This is a genomic window from Azospirillum sp. ST 5-10 (assembly GCF_051225715.1).
GTDB lineage: Bacteria > Pseudomonadota > Alphaproteobacteria > Azospirillales > Azospirillaceae > Azospirillum.
On sequence record NZ_JBPJSP010000035.1, the window covers coordinates 50,510 to 68,890 of the forward strand.

General features: G+C 71.9%; 16 protein-coding genes, 2 tRNA genes and 1 pseudogene. 13 read left to right on the forward strand and 6 right to left on the reverse strand.

Going from position 1 to position 18,381, the window contains the following annotated elements; genetic code table 11:
* Positions 1 to 12: 12 nt before the first annotated feature.
* The 3 genes from wecC to ACSBPG_RS27335 all read right to left on the reverse strand — a co-directional run bounded on the left by wecC (position 13) and on the right by ACSBPG_RS27335 (position 3,974).
* The gene (gene wecC / locus ACSBPG_RS27325; RefSeq protein WP_435540405.1) at positions 13 to 1,263 is read right to left on the reverse strand and encodes a UDP-N-acetyl-D-mannosamine dehydrogenase; all 1,251 of its coding nucleotides are present in this window, start codon (positions 1,261 to 1,263) and stop codon (positions 13 to 15) included.
* Positions 1,247 to 2,383: a non-hydrolyzing UDP-N-acetylglucosamine 2-epimerase gene (gene wecB, locus ACSBPG_RS27330; RefSeq protein ID WP_435540406.1), complete on the reverse strand. Its 1,137-nt coding sequence runs from the start codon at positions 2,381 to 2,383 to the stop codon at positions 1,247 to 1,249. The genes wecC and wecB overlap by 17 nt, the downstream gene beginning before the upstream one ends.
* Positions 2,384 to 2,684: 301 nt before the next feature.
* A complete protein-coding gene (locus tag ACSBPG_RS27335) occupies positions 2,685 to 3,974 on the reverse strand; it encodes a polysaccharide pyruvyl transferase family protein (RefSeq protein ID WP_435540407.1) in 1,290 nt (429 codons plus the stop codon).
* A 361-nt stretch (positions 3,975 to 4,335) separates the two neighbouring features.
* Between ACSBPG_RS27335 and ACSBPG_RS27340 the strand changes: the two genes are divergently transcribed.
* From ACSBPG_RS27340 to ACSBPG_RS27395, 12 genes are all read left to right on the forward strand, one after another.
* A complete protein-coding gene (locus tag ACSBPG_RS27340; protein ID WP_435540408.1) occupies positions 4,336 to 5,403 on the forward strand; it encodes a nitroreductase family protein in 1,068 nt (355 codons plus the stop codon).
* A 74-nt stretch (positions 5,404 to 5,477) separates the two neighbouring features.
* Positions 5,478 to 7,013 (forward strand): lipopolysaccharide biosynthesis protein, encoded by a 1,536-nt coding sequence (locus ACSBPG_RS27345; RefSeq protein WP_435540409.1) that lies wholly within the window; start codon positions 5,478 to 5,480, stop codon positions 7,011 to 7,013.
* A gap of 172 nt (positions 7,014 to 7,185) precedes the next feature.
* Positions 7,186 to 9,447 (forward strand): GumC family protein, encoded by a 2,262-nt coding sequence (locus ACSBPG_RS27350; protein WP_435540410.1) that lies wholly within the window; start codon positions 7,186 to 7,188, stop codon positions 9,445 to 9,447.
* 71 nt (positions 9,448 to 9,518) lie between these two features.
* Positions 9,519 to 10,601, forward strand: a complete 1,083-nt coding sequence (locus ACSBPG_RS27355) for a glycosyltransferase family 2 protein (protein ID WP_435540411.1) — start codon at positions 9,519 to 9,521, stop codon at positions 10,599 to 10,601.
* Between the two features lie 15 nt (positions 10,602 to 10,616).
* The gene (locus ACSBPG_RS27360) at positions 10,617 to 11,951 is read left to right on the forward strand and encodes a hypothetical protein (protein WP_435540412.1); all 1,335 of its coding nucleotides are present in this window, start codon (positions 10,617 to 10,619) and stop codon (positions 11,949 to 11,951) included.
* Positions 11,952 to 12,096: 145 nt separating this feature from the next.
* Complete coding sequence (locus ACSBPG_RS27365) at positions 12,097 to 12,498, forward strand: c-type cytochrome (RefSeq protein ID WP_435540413.1); 402 nt, start codon at positions 12,097 to 12,099, stop codon at positions 12,496 to 12,498.
* Between the two features lie 5 nt (positions 12,499 to 12,503).
* Positions 12,504 to 12,953, forward strand: coding sequence for a hypothetical protein (locus tag ACSBPG_RS27370; RefSeq protein WP_435540414.1), 450 nt, complete (start codon positions 12,504 to 12,506; stop codon positions 12,951 to 12,953).
* Positions 12,950 to 14,533, forward strand: a complete 1,584-nt coding sequence (locus tag ACSBPG_RS27375) for an FAD-dependent oxidoreductase (protein ID WP_435540415.1) — start codon at positions 12,950 to 12,952, stop codon at positions 14,531 to 14,533. Before ACSBPG_RS27370 ends, ACSBPG_RS27375 begins: the two co-directional genes overlap by 4 nt.
* Before the next feature lie 21 nt (positions 14,534 to 14,554).
* Entirely contained in the window at positions 14,555 to 14,764 is a 210-nt protein-coding gene (locus tag ACSBPG_RS27380) for a hypothetical protein (RefSeq protein WP_435540416.1), read from the forward strand.
* Positions 14,761 to 15,156: a VanZ family protein gene (locus ACSBPG_RS27385; protein WP_435540417.1), complete on the forward strand. Its 396-nt coding sequence runs from the start codon at positions 14,761 to 14,763 to the stop codon at positions 15,154 to 15,156. Before ACSBPG_RS27380 ends, ACSBPG_RS27385 begins: the two co-directional genes overlap by 4 nt.
* A 121-nt stretch (positions 15,157 to 15,277) precedes the next feature.
* Positions 15,278 to 16,162 (forward strand): polysaccharide lyase, encoded by an 885-nt coding sequence (locus tag ACSBPG_RS27390; RefSeq protein WP_435540418.1) that lies wholly within the window; start codon positions 15,278 to 15,280, stop codon positions 16,160 to 16,162.
* Between the two features lie 141 nt (positions 16,163 to 16,303).
* Positions 16,304 to 16,591, forward strand: a complete 288-nt coding sequence (locus tag ACSBPG_RS27395; protein WP_435540419.1) for a DUF1488 domain-containing protein — start codon at positions 16,304 to 16,306, stop codon at positions 16,589 to 16,591.
* A 17-nt stretch (positions 16,592 to 16,608) separates the two neighbouring features.
* Here ACSBPG_RS27395 and ACSBPG_RS27400 read toward each other — a convergent pair.
* A tRNA-Asp gene (locus tag ACSBPG_RS27400) sits at positions 16,609 to 16,685 on the reverse strand.
* A 2-nt stretch (positions 16,686 to 16,687) separates the two neighbouring features.
* A tRNA-Asn gene (locus ACSBPG_RS27405) sits at positions 16,688 to 16,762 on the reverse strand.
* A gap of 112 nt (positions 16,763 to 16,874) precedes the next feature.
* Here ACSBPG_RS27405 and ACSBPG_RS27410 point away from each other — a divergent pair.
* Complete coding sequence (locus ACSBPG_RS27410; protein ID WP_435540420.1) at positions 16,875 to 18,176, forward strand: amidase; 1,302 nt, start codon at positions 16,875 to 16,877, stop codon at positions 18,174 to 18,176.
* Between the two features lie 25 nt (positions 18,177 to 18,201).
* Here the strand turns inward: ACSBPG_RS27410 and ACSBPG_RS27415 are convergent.
* Positions 18,202 to 18,381 (reverse strand): annotated as a pseudogene (locus tag ACSBPG_RS27415) (globin-coupled sensor protein); the annotation flags it as partial.

The window sequence follows — 18,381 nt, forward strand, 5'->3', positions numbered from 1 at the left end:
GGTCGCTGCCCGTCACCACACGCCGACGGTGTCGATGACGAACTTGTCCTTCAGAAGATCGCGGTCGACGTAGGTGAAGCTCATGTGATCGACCAGCAGCACCACCAGGTTCGCCTGTTCGAGCGCGGCGTCGAAGTCGGTGAGCTCCAGCCCCAGCTCGGCCAGTTCCGACGGCAGCTTGGAGATGTGCGGCTCGACCACCAGCAGCTTGCCGACGTTCTCCTTCGCCAGGCACTCGACGATGTGCACCGCCGGGCTCTCGCGCAGGTCGTCGACGTCCTTCTTGTAGGACAGGCCGAGGCAGGCGATCACCGGCTCCTTCAGCAGGCGGGCCCGCTCGGCGACCTTGGCGCAGACGAAGTCCGGCTTGTCGTCGTTGACCTTGCGGGCGGCCTGGATCAGCCGCGTCTCGTCCGGCGCGCTGTCGACGATGAACCAGGGGTCGACGGCGATGCAGTGGCCGCCGACGCCGGGCCCGGGCCGCAGGATGTTGACCCGCGGGTGCAGGTTGGCGAGCTTGATCAGCTCCCAGACGTTGATCTTCAGCCGGTCGCAGATCACCGACAGTTCGTTGGCGAAGGCGATGTTGACGTCGCGGTAGGCGTTCTCGGTCAGCTTCGCCAGCTCCGCCGTGCGGGCGGTGGTGGGGCGGCACTCGCCCTCGCAGATGATCTTGTAGAGCTGCAGCGCCTGCTGCGCGCACTTGCGGGTGATGCCGCCGATGACGCGGGCGTTGTTCACGACCTCGTCGAGGATCTTGCCGGGCAGCACGCGCTCCGGGCAGTGGGCGACGCGGATGTCCGACATCTCGCCCTTCTGGGTGGGGAAGGAGAGGTCGGGCCGCTCCTCGGCCATCCAGGTGCACATGCGCTCGGTGGTGCCGACCGGCGAGGTCGACTCCAGGATCACCAGGTCGTCCTTCTTCAGCACCTTGGCGACGGCGCGCGCCGCCTTCTCGACGTAGGTGAGGTCGGGCCAGTGGTGGCCCTCCACCTCCTGGAAGGGGGTGGGGACGGCGATGATGAAGGCGTCGGCCGGGGCCACCTCGGTGGACGCCCTGAGCTTGCCGGCCTCGACCACCCGGCGCAGCAGCGCGCCGAGGTTCGGCTCGACGATGTGCGGCTCGCCGGCGTTGATGCTGTCCACCACGCTGGGGTTGACGTCGATGCCGGTCACCTCGACGCCGCGGTCGGCGAACACGGCCGCGGTGGGCAGGCCGATGTAGCCGAGGCCGATGACGGAAACCTTACTGACGGACTTCATGGAGCAACCTCGCAACGATGCGGTCGCAGGCGCGACCATCGCCATAGGGATTGTGGGCACGGCTCATGCGCCGGTAGGCCTCGGCGTCGTCCAGCAGGCGGGTGGCGTGGCGGACGACGGCCTCGGCGTTGGGGCCGACCAGCTCGACGGTGCCGGCGGTCACCGCCTCGGGCCGTTCGGTGGTGTCGCGGGTGACCAGGACCGGCTTGCCCAGCGAGGGGGCCTCCTCCTGGACGCCGCCGCTGTCGGTGACGATCAGGTGGGCGCGCTTCATCAGATAGACGAAGGGCAGGTACTCCTGCGGCGCGATCAGGTGGACGTTGTTCCGCCCCTTCAGGATCTCCTGGGCGGCCTTCTGGACGTTCGGGTTGAGGTGCACCGGGAAGACCACCGAGACGTCGGGCCGCTCGGCCAGCCAGGACAGCGCGGTGAACACCTGCTCCAGCCCGCCGTCGAAGTTCTCGCGGCGGTGGCCGGTGGTCAGGACGATCCGCCGGCCCTGGCTCTCCGCCTCGTTGAGGAAGGGGAAGCGGGCGTCGAGATCGGCGCGCAGGGCGGGATCGGCTTCGATGATGCCGACGGCGTAGAGCAGGGCGTCGATCACCGTGTTGCCGGTGACCTCCACCTTGGCCGCGTCGACGCCCTCGCGCAGCAGGTTGTCGCGCGACACCGCGGTCGGCGCGAAGTGGATGTCGGCGATGCAGCTCGCCAGCTTGCGGTTCAGCTCCTCCGGCCAGGGCGACATGAGGTTGCCGGTGCGCAGCCCGGCCTCGACGTGGCCGACCGGCACGCGGGCGTAGAAGGCCGACAGCGCCGCCGCCATGGTCGTCGTCGTGTCGCCCTGGACGAGCACGCGGTCCGGCTTGCAGTCCTGGATCACCTCGAGGATGCCGTTGAGGACGGCGGAGGTGATGTAGCACAGGCCCTGGCCGTCGCGCATGACGTCAAGGTCGTAGTCGGGCTTGATGTCGAACAGGCTGAGCACCTGGTCGAGCATCTGGCGGTGCTGGGCGGTCACGCAGACCAGCGGCTCCAGCCCCGGCTCGCGTTCGATCCGCTTCAGGAGGGGGGCCATCTTGATGGCCTCCGGCCGGGTGCCGAAGACGATCAGCACTTTCATCCAAACTCTCCACCGGTTGTGGCGACCGTGGCCTCAGGAAATTCGTCGTGTCGTCGACACGACCGTAGTTGGGTTCTGCCCGGAGGGCTGCAATGTATCTTTGGAATGACGCCAATGATACGAAAGTAATCGTGGTGTATGTTCTGGAAATGAAGATGATAAAGACCAATCCGCCGAGGTAATCCCGGCGGATCTCGGGCCTCGTGTCGGCGGGACTGTTCGGGCTTGGGCGCGCGGCGCCCTCCCCCGTTCCGGAAGAGGGCGATCTCCGGCCGCCGTTGCGCCGCCGGGCGGCCTCTGCCTATTCGGCGGCGACCGCCACGACCGGAGACCGGCGGCGCTCCAGCGCCTCGCGCACGCGCTCCAGGGCCGCGTCCAGCGCGTCCGGCCAGTGGGGCTTGCGGGTGGCCAGGCGCTGGCGGATGGCGCCCTCGTCGTCGATCAGACGGGCGAAGGCGGCGTGCAGGCTGGCGCGGTCGAGGCTGGCGCCGTCGAGCACGTAGCGCTCGTCGCCGAAGAGGTCGCGGTTGATGCCCTTGGCCTTGACGGAGTAGGCGATCGAGATGGTCGGCACGCCGCTGGACAGCGCGCCGATCGTCGCGTGCGTGCGCCCGCCCATCATGAAGCGGCAGCGCGACAGCACGTGCTTGAGCTGCGGCGCGTTGAGGGTGCGCGGGGCCAAGGTGATGCGGCCGCCGCGCCCGCCGGTGTGGGCCAGCAGCTGGCTGAGGAAGGCGTGGTCGCACTTGGCCGGGTTGCCGCCGCCGGGGCTGACGACGTGGGGCAGCAGCAGCACGCCGTGGCCCTTGTCGACGAGGTCGTGGACGAAGGCGCCGACGTCGTCCTCCATGGGCACGCCGGGGTTGCGCGCGGCGTGGTAGCGCCGGATGATCGGGCTGAGGTTGAGCGCCACCGTGCCGGCACCGCCCTCCTTGGGCCAGAAGTCGGTCACCGCCACCGGCTCCGGGGTCATCAGGAAGGCGGGATCGACCGACAGCGACAGCCGCTCCTCGACGCCCAGGCGCTGCAGGTAGTCGCGGCTCACCGTCTCGCGCACGACCACGGCGTCGAAGCGGTTGAGGTGGCGGCGCATGGCCTCCGGGGCGCCGGGGCAGCCTTCGAACGGGCCGACGGAGGCCCCCCACAGCACGGTCGGGATGCCGCGGTCCATGGCCGCCCCGTCGAGCCCGGCCTGGCCGTAGAGCGACACCGGCCCGTAGTCGAGGGTGTAGTTGTCGCCGCCGGTGGACACCACCAGGTCGGCCTCGCCGAGGGCGCGGCGGGCGGCGTCGGACAGCGGCATCGGCGGCCAGGGCAGGCGGTTCCAGCCCGGCGCGACGCGGGCGGCGCGGTGCCACCAGCGGTAGAGCCCCGGCGGATCGACCGCCGGCACGAACCGCACCCCCGATGCGGCGGCGTTCGGCCAGAAGCGGGCGTCCTGGGCCGGGTCGTCGGAGGGGACCAGGACCTCGACCGGGCCGAACGCCGTCCGGAACAGGGACACGGCGGAGCGCACCAGCGCCTCGCAGCCGTGGTTGGCGAACGTGCGGTGGCCCGTCAGGTAGATGCGGAGCGGCGTCTGCGCAGTCACCCGTCTTCCTCTCGGCTGGTGATCGGTTGGGCGTCAGGGTAGCCGCCGCGTCGCGGCCCGGCGAAGCGCCCGGAAGAAGCATCGCCCCTTGGGTCGGCGCCGCGCCGGAACGGGACGTCGGCGACTCTTTCGGGGGAGGACCCGGCCGAACGTTCGCGCGCCCCCCGGCCGAGGCCTGTGCCGTTCGGGGCGGGTGGCCTACTGCCGTTGATCGCGTCCCTACCACCGAAGCCGTCCGACGCCCGCCGCCGCCAATCCCCATCCTCAACCACGAGCCGGGATCGGCGGACGCGGGCGATGCCGCGGGGCCGCGGTCCCGGTCCATCGCCGCATCCGTCGTCCCGCATCGTTCGAGGAGCCCATGTCGCAGAACGTCGCCACCGTGACCGCGCTGTCGCCGCCGATGTCCCGGAAGCGGGCGGTGCTCGCCCGGCTGCTGCCTTCCGGGGCGATGCGGCGGCTCGTCGAGACGCACCGGCGCACGCGCACGGTGCTGGCCCTGGCCGGCAACGGCCTGTACGACCTGCGCCGCTACCTGCGCTGGTCGTCGGCCGGGCGCGAGGAGCTGACGAAGACCCAGCTCGCCGCCCTGGTGACCCTCAACTACCACCGCCTGGAGAAGGGGCTGGCGCTGAAGGAGCCGCGGCCCGGCTTCGGCCAGGACGCGGTCCGCCTGCTGATCTCCCTGCTCGACCGCTACGTCGCGCGCCACGGCGTCGACGGCACGGCGCGCGCCGGCATCGACACGCTGGCCGCCTATCGCGCCTTCAGCCTCGGCCACGGCCTGAGCTTTCCCGAGGTGGACGCCGCCCTGGTCCGCTTCGGCGGCGGCCGGCCGCCCGGCGACGGCGCCAGCGGCGGCACCATCGCCGTCGCGCGCGCCGCCGTCGCCGCCGCGGCCCCGGCCGACCCCGAGGCGTTCTTCGCCACCCGCCACAGCGTCCGCCAGTTCTCCGGCGAGGAGGTCGCCATGGAGACCGTCGCGCGCGCCGTGCGCATGGCGCAGCGCACGCCGTCGGTGTGCAACCGCCAGGCCTGGAAGGTGCACGCCTTCTCCGAGCCGGCGCAGAAGGCGCGGGTGCTGAGCTTCCAGAACGGCAACCGCGGCTTCGGCGACCAGGCCTCCAAGCTGCTGGTGGTGACCGCCGACCTGCAGCACTTCACCAGCGTCGGCGAGCGCTTCCAGTGCTGGATCGACGGCGGCCTGTTCGCCATGTCGCTGGTCTACGCCCTGCACGCCCTGGGGCTCGGCACCTGCATGCTCAACTGGAGCGTGGTCAAGGAGACCGACCGCGCCATGCGCGCCGCCGCCGGCATTCCCGACAACGAGGTGGTGATCATGATGATCGCCGTCGGCCACCTGCCCGAGCGCCTGTCGGTGGCCCATTCCCACCGCAAGCCGCTGGACGAGGTGCTGGTCGCCCACTGAGGGCGGACGGCCCCTGGAGCGGGGGATCCGCCTCGGCGGATCGGTTTCGGGTCAACGATCAACGCGAGGACGCGGTGCGCGCGGAGTTCTATTCGTTGAAGGCGGTGCGCCGGGGATTCCTGTCCCTGGTCTGCGGCCGCTTCGTCTCGGCCGGCCTGACCATGGCCGCCATGGTGCTGGCCGCCCGCGGCCTGAGCGTCGCCGAGTTCGGCGTCTACGCCCTGCTGCTGTCGGCGCTCAGCCTGACCATCACCTACGCCGGGCTGGGGCTCGACTGGGTCAGCGCCAAGTACCTGCCGGAGTTCCGCATCCACGCCGGCGGGCGGCAGCTCGGCCTGCTGATCCTGACGCTGCTGGGCGGCCGGGTGGCGTCGCTGGCGCTGCTGGCGCTGCTGGGCTGGGCGCTGCTCGGGCTGGAGGCCGACCTGCTGGGCATCCCGCAGTGGATCGACGTGCTGGAGCTCTACCTCCTGGTGCTGTTCATGGAGGCGCTGGTCCGCTCGATGCGCGGCGAGATCTTCGAGCCGCTGCTGCTGCAGGGGCAGTCGCAGGTCAACGCCGCCGTGCGCGGCGCCCTGTTCGCCGGGCTGGTGCTCTACGCCATGCAGGACGGCCTCACCCTGGCCGAGGTGGTGACGGCCGACGTCGTGGCGTCGGCGGTGTCGCTGGTCCTGGCGCTGGTGCAGCTCGCCGTCTACGCCTTCCGCCATCTCGGCGACCATCCTCCGGCCGAGGGCTGGCGGGTGCCGCCGTTGCGCGAGGTGTTCGCCATCGCCGGGCACAACTACGCCGCCCAGCTCATCTCCAGCCTCGCCAGCGCCAACACCCTGATGCTGGTCGGCACCTCGATGCTGAGCCCGGCGGCGGTGGCCGGCTTCGGCTTCTGCCGCACCTTCGCCGAGCAGATCCGCCGCTACCTGCCGATCTCGCTGCTGTTCACCGTGGCGCGGCCGTCGATCGTCGCCGCCTACAGCATGGACAACCGTTTCGACCGCCTGCTGGAGCGGGTGCAGTTCCTCTACAAGGCCAACCTCATCGTCCTCCTGCCGCTGGTCATCCTTACCGTCGCCTACGGCGACACCATCATGGAGCTGATCTCCGGCGGCAAATACGGCGATTCCTGGGGCGTGGCCGTCGGCTTCGCCCTCTTCCTGGTGGCGCAGAGCCACCGCGTGGCGCTGTCGCTGGTCACCAACATCCTCGGCTGCCCCGAGCTGACCACCGCCGGCTCGCTCGCCAGCATCGTCGCGCTGCCGCTGGCCCTGGTCCTGGTGGCGATGGGCATGGGGGCGGACGGGCTGGTGGTGGCGCTGCTGGTGGGCGAGGTGCTGTCGCACGTCGTCATCATCGCCGCCCTCTACCGGCGCGGCTATCCCTACCGCTTCGACGTCGGCGCCTTCGCCCGGCTGTTCGCCGCCGCCGGGGTGACCCTGGCGGTCACCCTGCTGGCGCTGCCCGGCATCGGCCACGCGGGGTCGCTCTCGGAGATGCTGGCGGCCGCCCTGCCGGTGCTGCTGTTCGGCCTGCTGGCGTTGCTGCTGTGGCCCTTCAGCCTGATGGAGCGCGAGGCGCTGATGCGCATGATCGGCCGGCGCCACCGCACCTCGTGAGGCCGGCCATGCCCCTGGAGATACTTCGGACGGGGCGGCGTCCCGCCAAAGAGCGAGTAGCCGTCGGCGCGCTCGGCAAGGGCCGGCGCCGCCGCCATTGTCCGGATAGATGCCCGCTTCCGCTGCCCTGCGGCGTCGAGCAAGACAATATTCATCGGACGGGATCTCGAACATGAACCACGTGTCACGACGCACCGCGTCCTACGGCGAAAGCCAGGAGCATTGGTTGTGGGGCGGAACCCGCACCATCACGTTCAACGAGCTGCTGCTGATCCTGCGCCGCCGGCTGTGGCTGGCGATCATTCCGATCCTGTTCGTCCTGGTGCCGGCGATCCTGATGATCGCCGGCCTGAAGACCCACTACACCGCCCAGGGCACCATCGTCGTCAAGCCGGTGGAGATGGCGCAGAACGTGATGACGGACGTGCAGACCCTGCAGACGGAAATGCAGATCCTGACGTCCGACCGGCTGGCCCGGCGCGCCGTCGACAACCTCGGCCTGGCCGAGCGGCCGGAGTTCAACCCGCTGATCCCGGTGGAGGAGGACAGCATCCTGCCCTTCGCGCTGCCGGAGCTGCCGAGCTGGCGCGACCTCGCCTCGCCGGTGCTGGTCACGCTGGGCTTCGAGCCGCTCGGCGAGCCGGCGCCCGAGGCGCCGGGCGACATCATCGAGGCCGAGGTGCTGCCGCGCTTCCAGGAGCGGCTGATGGTCGCCCCCTTGCGCGAATCGCGGGTGCTGACCGTGCAGTTCCGCTCCGAGAGCCCGGTCATCGCCGCGCGGGTCGTCAACGAGCTGTCCGACCTCTACCTGACCCAGCAGCTCGAATCCAAGCTGGAGGCCAAGGAGACGGCGACCTCCTGGCTGCGCGACCGGGTCGGCGAGCTGCGCACCCACATCGCCGACCTCGAGCACCGGATCGAGGAGTACCGGGCCGGCAAGGGCATCGTCGAGGCGCGCACGGCGTCCCTGATCGCCGAGCAGATCTCCACCGTCAGCACCGAACTGGTGTCCGCCCGCGCCGAGTACGAGACGGCCGCGGCGCGCCAGCGCGAGATCGAGTCGGCGATGAACCAGCGCGGCCCCCGCGCCGTGCTGGAGATGCTGGGCAGCCCCAACACCGCCGGCCTGCTGGAGCGCGACACGGCGGCCCGCCAGCGCCTCGCCGAGCTGGGCGGCAACTACGGCCCGCAGCACCCGGCGGTGGTCAACAGCCGCGCCGAGGTCTCGTCGCTCGCCGGCCGCATCCAGGCCGAGGCGTCCAACGCCGTCTCCGCCGCGCGCAGCAACGCCCAGGTGGCCGGGCGCCGCGCCGCGACCCTGAAGGAGGCCCTCGACCGGCTCGAGGGGGATCTGGCGCAGATGAAGAGCGCCGAGGTCGAGATGCGCGGCATGCAGCGCGAGGCCGAGTCGAACACCGCCCTGCTGAACCAGTACCTGGAGCAGCTCAACGCCCAGGAGCGCCTCGCCGTCGAGCAGCCCGACGCCTGGGTGCTGTCGAAGGCCGCCGTGCCGTCCCTGCCGTCGGGCCCCAACCGCAAGCTGCTGGCCGGCGGCGCCCTGGTGGTGGCGATCGCCCTGTGGCTGGTCATGGTGGTCCTGGCCGAGCTGCTGGAGAACGGCGTGATGAGCACCGACGAGGTGAAGTCGGCCCTCAACGCCGTGCCGCTGGGGCTGGTGCCGAAGGTGCCGGGCAAGCTGGCCAGCGCCTCCTCGCGCGCCCGCTACGTCGTCGACAAACCGGTGTCGGCCTACGCCGAATCCCTGCGCAGCATCTACACCACCCTGCAGATCGAGCAGCAGCGCACCGGCGACGGGAAGTCGGTGATGGTCACTTCCTCGGTGCCCAAGGAGGGCAAGTCGACGCTCGTCGTCTCGCTCGCCCGCCAGGTCGCCGCCCAGGGGCAGCGCGTGCTGGTCATCGACGCCGACCTGCGCCGTCCCAACGTCGAGAACCTGATCGGCAGCCGCTACCTGATCGACCCCAAGAGCCATCTCCTGCCGGAGGACAACCCGCTGGCGCCGGTGGTGCAGGAGGACAGCGCCTCGGGCGCCCACGTGGTCGCCGCCAGCCGCCTCTCGGCGATGCTGAAGGAGATGAACCACACGCCCTACATCCTGCGGCCCAACGTCCTGACCTCGATGCTCGCCACCGTGCAGCAGCACTACGACCTGATCCTGATCGACACCCCGCCGGTGGTCCCGGTCGCCGACGCCCGGGCGCTGGCGATGGTGGTCGACCACTGCATGTTCGTGGTGCGCTGGCGCAAGACGGCGCCGCGGGTGGCGCGCTACGCGCTGGACCAGCTCTACGACGCCGGGGCGCGGGTGACGGGCGTCGTCCTCTCGCAGGTCGAGGCCAAGCGCCACTCGCTCTACGGCTACGGCGACGCCGCGGTGTCGCAGCGCACCTCCTACCGCTACTACACGAGCTGAGCGTCCGGATCGCCCTCCGGGCCGCGCGCCCGAAGGGGGTCGGAGCCGAAACCATCCGAGCAGGGAACATCATGGACGTTGTAACGGAACCCATGACCGGCATCCGCGACGCCGTGCCCGGCGCCGGCTGGGCGGCGGTCGCCGATTGCATTCCGGCGGGACAGCGGCTGACGATCGGCGTCATCGCCCGCAACGGTCTGCCGTTCCTGGAGGACTGCCTGCGCTCTCTGCCGCCGGAAGGCGCGTTCGCGGGCGACCTGAGCCTCGTCCTGGTGGACAGCGCGTCGGACGACGGCACCACCGGGACCATGACCGCCTTCGCCGCCGCGCGCCGGGACACCCTGGTCTACCGCATCGAGGGGCGGGCCAACGCGGCGGCGGCGCGCAACGTGGTGCTGGCCCACGCCCCGGACGGCTTCCTGATGATGCTGGACGGGGACATGGTGCTCAACCCGGACTTCATCGCCGCCGCCGTCGGCCGCATCCTGCGCGGCGAGGCCGAGGCGATCGTCGGGTCGCTGCGCGAACAGCGCTTCGACGCGCAGAACCGCCCGGAGGGCGAGCAGATCTGGCGCCATGCCCCGGGCGGGCCGGACCTGGTTCGGCTGAGCGGCGGGGCGCTGCTGCTCGGTCCGGCGGCGCGCACGGCGACGCTGCGCTACGACGAGGCGCAGAAGATCTGCGAGGACTGGGACTTCGCCATCCGCCTCAGCCGTCGGGCGCGCCTGCTGCGCATCCCCGACTGCATGGCGCTGCACCTCACCCACTACTATTTCTCGCCGCAGCGGCGGCTCGACTTCTACCGCGACATGCGTCCGCGCAGCCTGGGCCGTCTCGTGCGCAAGAACCTCGCCAACCCCAAGGGGCTGGCGGCGGTGGTCCGGCGCGAGCGCGGCGTCTTCATGGGCGGCGCCCTGCAGGGGGCGACCCTGGTGGCGCTCGTCGCCGGGGTGCCGCTGCTGGCCGCCGCCGCGCTGACCCTGCTCACCGTCGACGCGGTGCGCAGCGCCCGCCAGGGGAAGGGGCCGGAATGGGCCGGCACCCGGCTGTTCGCGCCCTGGCTGGTGCTGCTGGGGCTGGTGGCGCCGCCCGGCCTGTCGGTCCGCTACGACGTCCATCCGATCTCCCGCCATCCCGAGACCTCGGTCGCCTGACCGGAGGGGAGCGCCATGCCGCAGCCTGCGTACGTCACGCCCATCGACCCGGACGCGCCCCGCCGCTTCGACCGCGGCGGCCTGTCGTGGTGGCGGGTCGGGCTGATCATCCTGATGTCGCTCTACTACGCGGAACTGTTCGCGGTCGTCTGGGGGGTCGACGACGTCCTGTTCCGCCAGGGCGGGTCGGCGCTGGTGACGGCGGGCGGCCTCGCCAGCCTGGCGTTCCTGATCCACCGGGGCGAGCTGTTCCGCCACCCGTTCGCCCTGTGGCCGCTGATCCTGCTGGCGACGATGCTGGTCGTCTCGCTGTTCGCCAACACGCTGTTCTATCCGAAGCCGCTCAAGGACTGGCTGCCGGCCCACTACGTCTACATGCCGATCCTGCAGGTCTACATCCTGATGGCGCTGCGCTTCAACGACCGCGAGGTGCTGTGGGGACTGATCGCCGGCGGCCTGATCGCCGCGGCGCTGATGGCGATCTACCGCTTCGGCCTGTGGGACGCGCTGTCGTGGTACGCGCGCCGCTCGATCTTCGGCATCGACGTGTCGCGCATCGTCATCATGAAGTACGAGTTCTTCCTGGCCTCGCTCGCCATGTTCGCGGTGCTGCTGGTGCCGACCGTGCCGCTGCACTGGAAGATCGCCGCCGGTGCCGCGCTGCTCGGCTGCCTCGCCCTGCAGGAGGCGGTGGTGCAGAGCCGCCAGGGCATGATGGCGACCGGCATCGGCATGATCGTCCTGCTGGCGGTCGACCGCCGCAGCTTCGAGACCAAGTCGTTCCTGGTCCGCGCCACCGTGCTGCTGATCGGCGCCATGGTGGTGCCGCTGATCATGCACGAGTACATCGAGATGCTGTTCCGCGACGACCTGCTGGAGTCGCGCGAGCTCAACGTCGCCGTCCGCTTCCACACCTTCGACCATTATTCGGAGTACTTCGCCGAGACCTATGGTCTGGGCTTCGGCATGATGTCGGCGACGGCGACCCGCAACAACGTGCTGGCCGAGAGCCTAGCGCTGTCGGTCAACATCACCGACCTCGGCCTCTACGGCGCCTTCATGCAGTTCGGCATCCTCGGCGGCTCGCTGGCGGTGCTGCTGAGCGGGTTCGTGATCGTCTACAGCCTGCGCACGGCGCGCCGCCTGCCGCCGCCGGAGGCGTGGCGGCCGGCGCTGCTCGGCGCCTACTTCCTCGGCTGGATGTGCGTGCCGGTGCAGCTCAACGCCTTCACCATGAACACGTCGATCCATTTCGGCTCCTGGGCTTTCTACCTCTGCTGGTACTACCGCTGCCGCGCCCGCTACGAGGCGACCGCCGGGGCGCCGAAGGCGGTGCCGGTGCCGGCCTGAGCAAAGTGGTGCTGGCCGCGCGTCCGCCCGGCGTACTCCGCCCGCATCGGCCGGCCACCCTCTCCGGTCCGTTGATGCGCCGCCGCGCGCTCCCCAAAACCGGTGGGTGCCTGCGCCAAATCCCGTCAACAAGGACTGACCCGTCATGCCGAACATCTCGTCGTCGTGGCTTCGCCGGGCGCTGCTGGGCGTGGTGCTGCTGGGTGCGGCGGCCTGCGCGCGCGAGCCGGAGGTGGCGCTCGATCCGGCGCAGATCGAGAGGGGCCGCAGCCTGTTCCAGTCCTGCGCCGCCTGCCACGACATCCGCAAGCGCAACAACGGCGTCGGCCCGCACCTGGTGGGCATCGTCGGCCGCGAGGCCGGCCAGGCCCGCGACTATCCCTATTCCGAGGCGGCGGCCGAAGCCGGCTTCACCTGGAACGCCGAGCGCCTGAAACGCTTCCTGCAAGACCCGGAGGCCGTCCTGCCGGGCACCAACATGGCGATCCAGGGCTACCGGCCGGACGAGGCCGACGCCCTGGTCCAGTACATCCTCAGCCGGGAGTGACGCGCGTGATTCCCAAGACGACCCCGACCCGTCGCCGCCTTCTCTTCTCCCTGGCGGGAGCGGCGGCCGGCATCGTGCTGTGCGGCGTCCGCCCGCGGGTGGCGTTCGCGGTGGGCGCCCGCCTGCCGGCCACCGCCGCGGCGCTGGGCGGCGGCCGCGCCTTCGCCTCCTTCGGCGCCTGGCTGCGCGCCCGCCTCGGCGACGAGGCCGCCGAGGCGCTGATGGACCGCCAGGAGCGGCGGCTCGCCGCCCTGCCGGGCGAGCGCCTGGGCAACCCCGCCGAGACCGTGCGCCTCGCCATCGCCGAGGACTTCCTGGCCGGCCGCATCGTCCGCATCGACGGGCTGCGCCTGTCGGAGCTGGAGAGCGCGCTCTGCCTCGCCGCGGCCGAGCGCTGGCCGGACGCGGTCCGCCGGCCGCCGGAGCGGCCGCTGACGGAGGTGCCCCTCGCATGAGCCGGTTCCGCGACGCCCTCACCGACGGCCTGCCGGAGACCCTGGACGCCGACCTCTGCATCGTCGGCGCCGGCGCCGCCGGCATGACGCTCGCCATGCAGCTCGCCGACGCGCCGGTGCGCGTGCTGCTGCTGGAGAGCGGCGGCCTCGACATCGACGGCCAGACCCAGGGACTCTACCGCGGCGCCAACCTCGGGCTGCCCTACTACGACCTGACGGCCTGCCGGCTGCGCTATTTCGGCGGCACCACCAACCACTGGGGCGGCTACTGCCGGCCCAACGACCCGATCGACCACGAGGGCCGGCCCGAGCTCGGCGTGCCGGCCTGGCCGCTCGGCCTCGACGCCATGATGCCCTACATCGAGCGCGCCGCCGACATGCTGGATCTGCGGCCGGAGGGCTGGGATCCGGCCTACCAGCTGCGCGCCCGCGGCCTGCCGGACGGCGCGCTGATGGAGCGCCACAGCGAGCGGCTGCTGACCAAGGTCTTCCAGATCAGTCAGAAGGTGCGCTTCCGCCAGCTCTACCGCGAGGCGCTGGAGCGGCAGACCAACCTGGAGGTGCTGCTGCACGCCAACGTCACCAACGTCGGCCTGGACGCCGACGGGCGGCGGGTGGAGCGGCTGACCGTGCGCACCCTCGACGGCGCCACCGCCACCGTGCGGGCCCGCGTCGTCGTGCTCGCCTGCCACGCCATCGAGAACGCCCGGCTGCTGCTCGATTCCGACGACGTGGTGCCGTACGGCGTCGGCAACCGCCACGACCACGTCGGCCGCTACTTCATGGAGCACGCGCAGGTCGCCGCCGGCGTCTTCATCCCGGCGCCGGGACGCTTTCCGGCGATCTACGACGCCGGCTACATGGCGTCCATCAACGTCAACGCCAACATCGGCCTGTCCGAGGCGGCGATGCGCGAGCGCGGCATCCTGCAATACTACTGCCGCTTCATGCCGCCGGAGGAGAACGAGGCGGTGCGGGCCGCCATGGGCCGCATCAAGGACGCGTTCTGGGAGCCGTTCGATCCGGTCTTCCTGGAGGATCTCGCCGACGTGCTGGGCAACCTGCCGGGCGCCGTCGACGCCGTCGCCGGCAAGATCTGGCCGCCCGAGGGCGATGCCCCCTACTACGTGCTGGAGCACCGCATCGAGCAGGCGCCCAACCCGAACTCGCGCGTCGTCCTCGCCGACCGCCGCGACGCCGTCGGCAGCCGGCCGGCGCATCTGGACTGGCAGCTCAACGACCTCGACTACCGCACGTTCCGCGAGGGCGCGGAACTGGTGGCGGCGGAGATGAGCGCGCTCGGTCTGGGCCGCTTCCAGCTCGAGCCGATCACCCCGGAGATGGTCGAGCGCGGCGTGCACGGCCATTTCCACCACATCGGCACGACGCGCATGAGCGAGCGGCCGGAGGACGGCGTGGTGGACGGCGACCTCAAGGTTCATGGCGTCGACAACCTCTACGTCGCCGGCAGCTCGGTCTTCCCGACCGCCGGCTACTCCGGGCCGACGATGATGCTGATCGCCCTGACCATGCGGCTGGCCGAGCACCTCAAGGGTCCGGCCGGACTGGCCAAGGCATGAGTGCAGAGCAGGGGAAGAGACATGAACCGTGCGCTGATCGCGGCCGTGAGCCTGGTTTTCCCGCCGGCCGGCGCGCTGGCCCTGCGTTCACCCGCCGCCCGCATCCTGGTGCTGACGCTGGCGCTGGCCTCGGCCGCCGTGTTCTTCGGGCTCTGGGTGGGGCCGGGGGCGCTGCTCTGGGCGGCGACCGGGGTGCTGGCCGCGCTGGCCGTCCTGCTGGCCGGCCGATGAGCGGAGCGGCGCTGCCCGCCCTCGGCACCCTGCGGCGCGGCGCCCGCCGGCTGCTGCTGCCCCTGTCGGCCCTGGTGCTGGTCGGCGCCGCCCTGCCGCAGCTGGCGCCGCCGTCGGCGCATGGGGTGGACAAGCTGGTCCACGCCGCCGCCTTCGCCGTCCTCGGCGTCGGCATGACGGTCGGTTCGGTGGGCCGCCGCCAGACGGTGGCGGGGTGGGCGTCGCTGGTCCTGCTGGCGGTGGCGATCGAGGCGGTCCAGTCCGTGGTCCCCGGCCGCTCGCCGTCCCTGACCGACGCCGCCGCCAGTGTGCTCGGCGCGGCCGCCGGAGCGGGGACCGGCCTGTGGCTGCTCCACCACCACCGGCGTCTCGAACGCCGCCTTCGGGGGTGATCCGTCGGCGCCGGCGCCAGGGCAATCGGGGTCGCCGGCTTGCCCGTCTGCCGGCGGGGCGTGGCGGCGGATAGCATGGCGGCATCCCTTGTCGTCGTATCGAAAGAGGGGGACCGACGTCATGTCCGACCGCCGCAAAGCTCTTCGCAAGGCCATGCTGGCCACCCTGCCGGTCCTGGGAATCCTGGTGGAATGCACCGAGGTCGCGGCCCAGGATGCGGCCCGCGGCGTGCTGTTCGCGTCCGACTTCGCCCGCCCGGACGGGCTGAAGGCGATGGGCTTCAAGACCTCCGGCAATCCCTCCAGCATCGTCGAGATGGACGGGAAGCGGGTGGTGCGCATCGTCCTCGACCATTACGCCGGCGAATACGCCTACCGCACCGAGCTGCAGCCGGTGGCCCTGCCGGCGCCGGCCTTCGACGACGGGATGTTCGCGAAGGCGGGCGGCGAATACTGGTACGGTCTGCGCGTCTTCATGCCGAAGGAATGGACGGAGCCCGACAGCAGCGAGACCGTGCTGATGCAGTTCCACTCCGTCCCCGACCCCGGCGAGCCCTGGCGCAACCCGCCGGTGGCGCTCCAGGTGGTGCCGCGCGACGGTCGCGCCCACTTCAACCTGATCGTGCGGGCCGACGCCAGCCGCTACACCATCGGCAACGGCGAGAAGCGCTACGACCGTTCCGAGCAGATCGACCTCGGCCCCATCGACGGCGCCATCGGCGCCTGGACCGACTGGGTGTGGAACGTCCGCTGGAACCATGACGGCGCCGGCTTCCTGCGCCTCTACCGCGACGGCAAGCTGGTGGCCGACGTCAAGGGCGCGAACTGCTTCAACGACCCCGCCGGCCCCTACCTGAAGTTCGGCCTCTACAAGTACGATTGGAAGCGGCCGGCCAGCACCGGCCCGGCCAGCCGGACGATCTACGTCGACGACCTGCGGGTCGGCGAGGGGGCCGACGCCTTCGACGGCATCGCCGAGGTGACGAAGGCGTCGGGCCCGGCGTGACGCTTTCTTTCCGGCGGCCTTCCCGGCGGCCTTCCGTGCGGCGTGGTGCGCGGGCGGCCGGTCTGGGATAGACTGGCCGCGTCGTCCGGGCGGCCTTCGGCCGTGGGATGCCGCCGGCCGAATCCGCCGTCAGGAGCCACAATGCCGTTGTTCCGTTTTCCCGACGACCCCGCCTGGAACGAGGCGGCGGACGCCGTCGAGTTCGGCGTCGAGCTGGGGGAGTACCAGGGGCGCGTGTTCGTGCCGCGGCGCGCCCTGCAGACCCTGGCCGGCCATGCGCCGAAGCCCGAGGAGGCGGTCGAACTGGTGTGCCTGAACCGGCCGGTGTTCGAGAAGGCGGTGGAGCTGCGGATCGTCGACCGCAATCTCGACGCGGACGCCAACGTCCACCTCACGGCCCGCGACCTGCGGCGGGCCGCCCCGGGGTGATCGTCGGGGAAGGAAAATGGCGCGAGTGACGGGACTTGAACCCGCGGCCTCCGGCGTGACAGGCCGGCGCTCTAACCAACTGAGCTACACCCGCGCTGGCTCCGGCGGTTGGATTCGAACCAACGACCAACGGATTAACAGTCCGCTGCGCTACCGCTGCGCCACGCCGGAAGAGGCGCGCTGTATAAGCCGGATCTCGGGCGACGTGCAAGAGGAAAGTTTGCGCGCGGCGGCGAATCCGCCGGTGTAGGATGCCGTCCGTCCGCCACCGCCCGCACCCGCCATGACCGCCGCCACCGCCCGCAGCCGCACCGACGCCGCCCTCGCCGCCATCGCCGCCGCGGGCGAGCAGGGGCGCCTCGCCTTCACCGCCGTGCACGCCGACACCGCCCCGCTGGAGGCCGACGCGCAGGACCTGCTGGCCCGCGCCGGCCGCCGCCTGCCGCTGGCCGGCGTGCCGGTGTCGGTCAAGGACCTGTTCGACGAGGCCGGCCGGGTCACCCTGGCGGGATCGCGCGCCCTCGCCGGCATGCCGCCGGCCGAGCGCGACGCGGCGGCGGTGGCGCGCCTGCGGGCCGCCGGCGCGGTGGTGGTCGGCCGTACGGCGATGACCGAGTTCGCCTTTTCCGGCGTCGGCCTCAACCCCCATCGCGGCACGCCGGCCAACCCGGCCGATCCCGCGCGCATCCCGGGCGGCTCCTCTTCCGGGGCGGCGGTGTCGGTGGCGGCGGGCATGGTGCCCCTGGCGCTGGGCACCGACACCGGCGGGTCGGTGCGCATCCCCGCCGCGTTCTGCGGCCTCGTCGGCTTCAAGCCGACCCAGGGGCGGGTGCCGCTGGACGGGGCGGTGCCGCTGTCGCGCACGCTCGATTCCGTGGGGCCGCTGGCCCGCACGGTCGCGGACTGCGCGCTGGCCGACGCGGTGCTCGCCGGGGAAGCGGACGCCGGCCTGCCCGCCGCCGGGGTGAAGGGGCTGCGGTTGGCGGTGCCGCGCACCATCGTGCTCGACGATCTGGAGCCGGCGGTCGCCGCCGCCTTCGACACCGCCTGCCGCCGCCTGGCCGACGCCGGAGCGCTGGTCGAGGAGATCGCCCTGGCCGAACTGGGCGAGATCCCCGCGCTCAACGCGAAGGGCGGTTTTCCCGCGGCCGAGGCCTACGCCTGGCACCGCCGCCTGCTGGCGGCCAAGGGCGACCTCTACGATCCCCGTGTGCGGGCGCGGATCGAGCGGGGGGCGGCGATGGACGCGGCAGACTACATCGACCTCGTGGAGGCTCGCGCCGATCTGATCCGGCGGGTCGACGCGGCGACGGCGGCGTGGGACGCCCTCGTCCTGCCGACGGTGCCGTGCGTCGCGCCGCGTTTCGACGCCTTCACCGACGACGACGCCTTCACCCGGATCAACGCGCGGGTGCTGCGCAACCCGTCGCTGGCGAACGTCCTCGGGCGCTGCGCGGTCACGTTGCCCATGCAGGAGGCGCCCGGCGACCTGCCGTGCGGTCTGTCGCTGATGGGCGCGGCCTTCGCCGACCGCCGCCTTCTCGCCGTCGCGGCGGCGGCGGAGCCCGTCGTCGGGCCCCGCTGACGCCGCCGGCCCGCGGCGGCGGGAGTCACGCCGTGCGGACGCGTTCGAGGAAGGTGTGGACGCTGGAGCGCAGGGAATCCGCCTGGCGGTGCAACTGGGCGGCGGCGCCCAGCACGTTCTCGGCGATCGCGCCGGTTTCCGAGGCCGACGCGTTCACGTGGCCCACCGTGTCGGTCACGCTCTGGGTGCCGCGGGCCGCCTGCTG